Source organism: Sodalinema sp., assembly GCF_046483825.1.
GTDB lineage: Bacteria > Cyanobacteriota > Cyanobacteriia > Cyanobacteriales > Geitlerinemataceae > Sodalinema.
In genome coordinates, this window is the sequence record NZ_JAWOCL010000089.1 from 1 (window position 1) to 4578 (window position 4578).

General features: G+C 52.4%; 4 protein-coding genes and 1 tRNA gene. 2 read left to right on the forward strand and 3 right to left on the reverse strand.

Features of this window, described 5'->3' with window-relative positions:
* Nucleotides 1-149: 149 nt before the first annotated feature.
* On the reverse strand, nt 150-392 hold the full coding sequence (locus tag R6U67_RS05905) for a hypothetical protein (RefSeq protein ID WP_410251683.1): 243 nt from the start codon (nt 390-392) through the stop codon (nt 150-152).
* A gap of 446 nt (nt 393-838) precedes the next feature.
* Between R6U67_RS05905 and glmU the strand changes: the two genes are divergently transcribed.
* Nucleotides 839-2215, forward strand: coding sequence for a bifunctional UDP-N-acetylglucosamine diphosphorylase/glucosamine-1-phosphate N-acetyltransferase GlmU (glmU, locus tag R6U67_RS05910; RefSeq protein ID WP_410251684.1), 1377 nt, complete (start codon nt 839-841; stop codon nt 2213-2215).
* Nucleotides 2216-2264: 49 nt separating this feature from the next.
* Here glmU and R6U67_RS05915 read toward each other — a convergent pair.
* Nucleotides 2265-2351, reverse strand: a tRNA-Ser gene (locus R6U67_RS05915).
* 220 nt (nt 2352-2571) lie between these two features.
* Nucleotides 2572-3936: a ribosome biogenesis GTPase Der gene (gene der, locus R6U67_RS05920; protein ID WP_410251685.1), complete on the reverse strand. Its 1365-nt coding sequence runs from the start codon at nt 3934-3936 to the stop codon at nt 2572-2574.
* Nucleotides 3937-4256: 320 nt separating this feature from the next.
* Here der and R6U67_RS05925 point away from each other — a divergent pair, with 320 nt between their 5' ends.
* Entirely contained in the window at nt 4257-4568 is a 312-nt protein-coding gene (locus R6U67_RS05925) for a hypothetical protein (RefSeq protein WP_410251686.1), read from the forward strand.
* Nucleotides 4569-4578: the final 10 nt, after the last annotated feature.

Below are 4578 nucleotides of genomic sequence, written 5' to 3' on the forward strand. Positions count from 1 at the left end.
GCCCTGCCCTCCCAGGACAGCCAAGAGTCTCAACAGCCCGAACCTTTAAGCTTAAGGGTCTAAGCCAGCCCTGAACCTTCCTAAAAAACCCGATCACCGGCCGGCGATCGGGTTTCTCTCTCACGCTAACGGAATGGATCAGGGCTGGCTTAGACCCTTAAGCTTAAAGGTTCGGGCTGTTGAGACTCTTGGCTGTCCTGGGAGGGCAGGGCATTCAAGACATCTCCATACTTAAAGGCTAGATGGCCGAACTCACGGGAGAGCCAGTCCAGGGTAAAGTTGCCCCCTTGGCGATCGCTTTCACGGGCGATCGCTTGCGAGACGAGCAAGGCCAACTCTTGTAATGTGAACTGCTCTAAGATTTGCTCTTGTCGCTCATTGAATCTAACCATATCCAAACCTCCTAAGCTGTTTTTAGCTTAGCAATCGTGATTGAAAAGTTCCTTAAAAAAACATAAAATTTAACATATTGCTTGCGATTACTGATATTCTTTGTAAGTTTTAAGTAAAATTACTTAGGGTTGAGGTTAGACCCTTATCTGTTCTGATCCCCATTAAGTTTTCGAGCATATCCCCTTAGTCTAGTCTGAAAAAAACATTAGCGGATTGAGTCTAACTCAAGGATAAATGGCAATAAACGGACACTGTCTTGAGTCGTTTTTCGCTCAAGCGTGACGTTCCAACCCTGAATTGGGGACTTAGTAAATGAGCGAATCCTGTCGGCGATCGCGAATCCGAGGGAGAATCTCTCAGTAGCTTCTCGCTAGATTGCAGACAGAAACCGCGATATACTCCAGACGGACACGGATCACCTCAACAAACGATTCAAGAGACGACTATGGTAGCGGTAGCAATTCTGGCAGCCGGACGGGGAACCCGCATGAAATCTTCACTTCCAAAAGTGTTGCATCCCCTGGGCGGACGCTCTTTAATCGAGCGTGTATTAGGGAGTTTAGCCCCCATCGCCCCCGATCGCATCTTTCCCATCATTGGCTACCAGGGCGATCGCGTCCAAGAGGCCTTGCGTCACTATCCCCATCTGGAGTTTGTCGAACAGGCCCAACAACTCGGGACTGGCCATGCAGTTCAACAGCTTCTCCCCTATCTCGACGGCTATCAAGGCGAACTCCTCGTCCTCAACGGCGATGTTCCCCTACTGCGAACAAGTACCCTGCAACAGCTTCTGCAAACCCACCGCGATCGCCGCAACGCCGCGACCGTTCTCACGGCCCAACATCCCACCCCCCAAGGCTACGGACGGGTCTTCTGCGATCGCCGCAACGTCTTTGAACAGATTGTCGAAGATCGCGACTGTACCACCGCCCAAAAACAAAACCCCCGCATCAACGCCGGAATCTACTGTTTTGACTGGGAAAAACTAGCCCAAATTCTCCCCAAACTCAAAGCCAACAACGATCAGGGCGAATACTACATCACCGACGCGGTGAACTACCTCAATCCCGTCACCGTCGTCGATGTCGAGGATTACCAAGAAATCTTTGGCGTCAACGATCGCAAACAACTGGCCGCCGCCTACGACATCCTGCAAACCCGCCTCAAAGACGAAGCCATGGCCAGCGGTGTCACCCTCGTCGATCCCCACAGCATCACCCTCGACGACACCATCGTCCTCGAACCCGACACCATCATCGAACCCAACTCCCATATTCGCGGCGATAGCGTGATTCAACGCGGAAGTCGTATCGGGCCAGGAAGTCTCATTGAAAACAGTCACATCGGCGAGAATGTAACCGTTCTCTATTCCGTCATCTCCGACAGTGTCATCGCCGCCGATAGTCGTATTGGCCCCTACAGTCATTTACGAGGTCAAGCCCAGATTGGCCAAGGCTGTCGTATCGGTAACTTCGTCGAAATTAAACAAACCCAAGTCGGCAACAACACCAATGTGGCTCACCTGGCCTATCTTGGCAATGCCACCCTAGGCGAAAAAGTCAATATCGGGGCCGGAACCATCACCGCCAACTATGATGGCGTCAACAAACATCCCACCCACATCGGCAACGGCAGTAAAACCGGTTCCAACAGTGTTCTCGTCGCCCCAGTCAGCCTCGGAGAAGATGTCACCGTGGGGGCCGGGTCCGTCGTCACCAAGGATGTCCCCGATGATAGTCTCGTGGTGGCGCGATCGCGTCAAGTGGTCTATCCCGGCTGGCGCATGACCCCCAAATCCACCTCAAATCCTCAAGAAACCTAATGCCAAAACCCCCCGGCTGACTGACGTTCAACCGGGGGGTTTATTAAAGCGGAGAGGGAGGGATTCGAACCCTCGATGGCTGTGACACCATAACAGATTTCGAGTCTGCCGCATTCAACCGCTCTGCCACCTCTCCAGGGGCGAATCCCATGCTAGCAGGTTTTGTGGGGAAAAGGCAAGGAGAAGGGAATAGGGAACAGGGAACAGGGAACAGGGAATAGGGAATAGGGAATAGGGAATAGGGAATAGGGAATAGGGAATAGGGAACAGGGAACAGGGAACAGGGAACAGAAACCACGTAGGGGCGTACCCTTGTGGTCGCCCTCCTCTTCCGGCAATAGGTAATAGACTTAGACTTAGACGCGGACCGCGCGGTTGGATGTACCTCGGGTTTCCATATCGCGGGGTTTCTTGCCGCGCCAGATGAGTCGCATCGGGGTTCCCGTGAAGCCTAACTGGTCCCGTAACTGGCGTTCAATGTAGCGGCGATAATTGTCATTGAAGCGTTTGGGATCATTGACAAATAGCGTAATCGTCGGCGGTTGACTGCGAACCTGGGTTCCGTAGTAGATTTTGCCCTGGCGGCCTTGGCGATTCGTGGGGGGCGACTTCCAGGAAATGGCATCTTCGAGAACTTCGTTAATCACCGACGTGGTGACCCGGCGTTTATGTTCTTCATTGGCGATGTTGACCAAATCGAGGATATTTTGTAGCCGTTGTCCCGTTTGGGCGCTGACATAGACCCGTTGCGCCCAACTGACATAATAGAAGCGACTATCGATATGTTGGTCGTAGTCATAAATCGTGTGAGAGTCTTTATCGATCGCATCCCACTTATTAATCACCAACACACAGGCCCGTCCTTCCTCAACAATCCGGCCCATCAGTTTTTGGTCCTGTTCCGTGACCCCATCGAGGGCATCAATGACCAATAACACCACATCAGACCGACGAATGGCTTTAAAGGCCCGGTTAATACTGAAAAACTCCGCCCCATAATCCACGTGTTTCTTCTTGCGGATTCCGGCGGTATCAATGAGGCGATAGCGAACCCCCTCCCGTTCGACGAGAGTATCGATGGTGTCGCGGGTGGTTCCCGAGATGGGGCTAACAATAGCCCGATTTTGCCCCACAAAGGCGTTGAGAAGGCTGGATTTGCCCACATTGGGACGACCCACGATCGCCACCTTAATTTCTTCGATCTCGTCTTCCTCTAACGTCGTGGGAAGATGGGCAATAACCGCATCGAGGAGATCCCCCACACCGCTACCATGAATCCCAGAGACGGGGAAGGGGTCACCAATACCCAACTCCCAAAACTCCGCCGCTTGGATGAGGCCTTGGTCAACAGATTCGCATTTATTGACCGCGAGGATCACAGGAACCGACTGCTGACGTAGCCAATCGGCAATTTCTCGGTCGGCGGCGGTGGGTCCCATTTGTCCATCGACGACGAAAATCGCCACCTGGGCCTCGGCTAAGGCTAAACGGGACTGTTCGCGGATTTCCGGGAGAAATTCGCTATCGTCATCGAAGACGAGGCCCCCAGTATCGACCACCTGAAACTCGCGATCGCACCAAAAGGCTTGCTTATAAGTGCGATCGCGGGTAATCCCCGGTTCATCATGGACAATAGCTTCCTTACCACCGGCTAGGCGGTTAACCAGGGTCGACTTCCCTACATTGGGACGACCGATAATAGCAACTATAGGACGTGGCATATATAAAAAACTGAGCGCTGTAGCGGAGTATTAGGATTGAAGTCTAATTATAGCTTTATCGGTATAGCTTGAGAGGAACCCACCGAGTTCGGGATCTTTAACGGCCAAATCTCATCGAGGCCAGGAAAAGGGGAGAGAGGTATGACGTGGTGAACCCAGGCTTCACCAGACAACATACACGACCCAGAAACCCTCTCCCCTTTTATCTGTCGGAATAACCACGCCAGTTTTACGTAATCTCGCCAATTATGTAACATAACTTTACAAATCTCCCGTTTTCGTTGCCCTCGATTTTCCCCTGTTGCATCGTCTCTATCCCTGTGTCAGACTCCCCTCCCGAGATTTCTCAAGCCATCCATTGGCGTCATCGCGCTGTATCCTATTCCCCTCGCATCTGGTGGCGATGGGGAGGACTCTCGGTGGGAGTTCATTTGTTGCTATGGGGACTGATACAACCTCGACTGTTAATTCCCTCTCCGTCTCCTTCCCCCAGTCGAGAGGTGATTGTCCCGATTGAGTTACTCAACCCCGAACCACGTCCCGAGGTGACAACCGATGACTCCCCGTCGCACTTTAAGAGCTTTTTAAGTTATTGGCGGCTTTTTATTGACAGTCCGACCGGGGCGTCGTAGACTAACCTGC